The 2,217-nt window shown below is 39.0% G+C and carries 4 protein-coding genes and 1 pseudogene; all 5 read left to right on the forward strand.

Annotation, left to right across the window (positions count from 1 at the left end; translation table 11 throughout):
- Positions 1 to 95: 95 nt before the first annotated feature.
- Positions 96 to 669, forward strand: a pseudogene (locus ARSQ2_RS09570) (solute carrier family 23 protein); the annotation flags it as partial.
- A gap of 313 nt (positions 670 to 982) precedes the next feature.
- Entirely contained in the window at positions 983 to 1,111 is a 129-nt protein-coding gene (locus ARSQ2_RS13130; protein WP_238334435.1) for a transposase, read from the forward strand.
- 100 nt (positions 1,112 to 1,211) lie between these two features.
- Entirely contained in the window at positions 1,212 to 1,337 is a 126-nt protein-coding gene (locus tag ARSQ2_RS13835) for a hypothetical protein (protein ID WP_255487680.1), read from the forward strand.
- 161 nt (positions 1,338 to 1,498) lie between these two features.
- The gene (locus tag ARSQ2_RS09580) at positions 1,499 to 1,732 is read left to right on the forward strand and encodes a PDDEXK family nuclease (protein WP_181995163.1); all 234 of its coding nucleotides are present in this window, start codon (positions 1,499 to 1,501) and stop codon (positions 1,730 to 1,732) included.
- 1 nt (position 1,733) lies between these two features.
- The gene (locus ARSQ2_RS09585; protein WP_181995164.1) at positions 1,734 to 1,916 is read left to right on the forward strand and encodes a hypothetical protein; all 183 of its coding nucleotides are present in this window, start codon (positions 1,734 to 1,736) and stop codon (positions 1,914 to 1,916) included.
- Positions 1,917 to 2,217 lie beyond the last annotated feature (301 nt).

The following is a 2,217-nucleotide window of genomic DNA, read 5'->3' on the forward strand; positions in this document are numbered from 1 at the left end:
GGGCACAAGCTAAATGCAAAAAAAGAGCGCTCGGATGCGACACAGATATTTTGTTCGCACTCAATATGGTGTAATCAAAATTAAGTCGCTTAGCTATAGCACTGATTATCACTGCCATATTTGATGCGACCGGAACCCTACGCGCAGTAGCTAATCAGGCCAATTTACTAGATAAAAAGGATAAAGTTATCGATGGCGGCAAAAAGCATTTACCATAGATTCAGTAAGCTCTATTTTTGCGGGCGTAATGGGTGCATAACCTGCTGCGCGGTATAATACCTAGAATCAACAGCAGGCACAGCAGAAGGTGGCAAAACCGGCTTAACCGCCGTCATGGTAGGCACTCTTTTCTTATTGATGTTATTTTTAGCACCGCTATCACTGTTAATTCCCCATTACGCCACTGCACCAGCGTTAATGTACATTGGCTTACTAATGTTACAGAATGTCTCAAAACTGAATTTTAATGATTTTGTTGACACTATGTCTGGTGTGGTGTGCGCTGTTTTTATTGTTTTCACTTGTAATATTGCAACCAGCCTAATGTTTGGTTTTGTTACCCTCGTTATTGGCCGTATTTTTGCCAAAGAATGGCATCGCCTTAATGCCAGCACCCTGCTCCTAACACTACTGTTAGTCATTTTTTATTATGGCGGCTTAGCGATTTAGTTCTTTTTCCAAATCTGAAAAATGATTCGGAAAAATTTTTTAGCCAACTGAATGACTTTTTATGGCTATAACATTGCAGATTATCATCAAGATTAAAATCAAATCAGTAGTTATTTCTTATAGCTAAGCGTCTTAATTTTGATTACAAAATATATGTTTTTCTCCAATATAAATTTACTGATATAGAGTAATTACTTGTAATCATTTTAAAGTCGCCCAGCTATACTTCCTAAAAACAGTGTAATCATGATGGATAATGCAACTTTTCACAAGAAACACAGTATTCAACAAGTCATCATCGATGCCGGGGCATATGGTGGAATATTTGCCTACCTATTCGCCAGATCTTAATCCAATTGAACATAAACGGGCACAAGCTAAATGCAAAAAAAGAGCGGTCGGATGCGACACAGATATTTTGTTCGCACTCAATATGGTGTAATCAAAATTAAGTCGCTTAGCTATTAGCTATAACAACTGCTGTCTAGTAAAAACGTATCTCTATACGGTCAAGAACCGCTATCGCCGAAGAAGGAAGCCGTATGGACATTCAAACTGAAAATGAAATTCTTCGAGCGCTAAAAAAATTAACAGTTGAAGAAGCTGAATTCTGTCATCCAGGCGGGGAGTATTTATACGAAAGTTTAACCAACGCTTATCTTGCTTAAAAACTCTCCGATGCAGATAAGGCTCATGAATACGCTGCATGGTTACTGGCGCTGGAAACGACAGACGGATTCTATGAAGTCTTGTACGATGTTACCCAGAAAGTTGAACAAATTTTATATTTGATGCGATACCGTGATGCTTACTATGAGGTGCCAGCATAATGCGGTGGTATGATGTAGAACAAAATACCGAAGCATGGAATGAACTGAGAACAGGAAAAGTGACTGCATCTCAATTTGGCTGTTTTATGGCGAACATGGGGAAAGCTTTTGGTGAAGCAGCAAAGCAATATGCACTTCAAATTGCGCTTGAGATTATCAAGGGCAAAAGGTCTGAATTCAGCTTCACTAATGAGCACATACAGCGTGGTCATGAACAAGAGCCGATGGGCTAGAATGCTCTATCAAATTGAGAGGAATGCTGACCTCACCAATGGCGTATTTTTCGACCTCGGTGATTATGCCGATAGTCCAGACAACTTTGTAGAAAACGATGGCGTGATAGAAATCAAATCCGTTACTGCTGCTGTGCATTTTGAAACGTTGAAACGTGGCCCTTTTGACCCAGCTTACAAATAGCAGTTTATCGGAGATTTTGATTTTACGGGAAGGGATTGGGTTGATTTTGTTAGTTATTGTGCTGATTTTGCAGCAGACAAACAACTCATTATTTATCGTCTAGCGAGAAAAGACTGTCAAGACAAGATAAATCAACTTCGTCTGAGACGAAAGGATTTTCTCAATTTAATTGAGGATACAATCGATGTCATTATCCAATAATGTGATTGATTTTGAGAAAGCATTTCATGCAAAAATTAGAGAAATACAGACAGCGTGATTTGAATGCGCCAAAAGCGAATGGAACACTTTTGCAAAGTAT

Source organism: Arsenophonus endosymbiont of Bemisia tabaci Q2 (assembly GCF_902713415.1).
Lineage (GTDB): Bacteria > Pseudomonadota > Gammaproteobacteria > Enterobacterales > Enterobacteriaceae > Arsenophonus.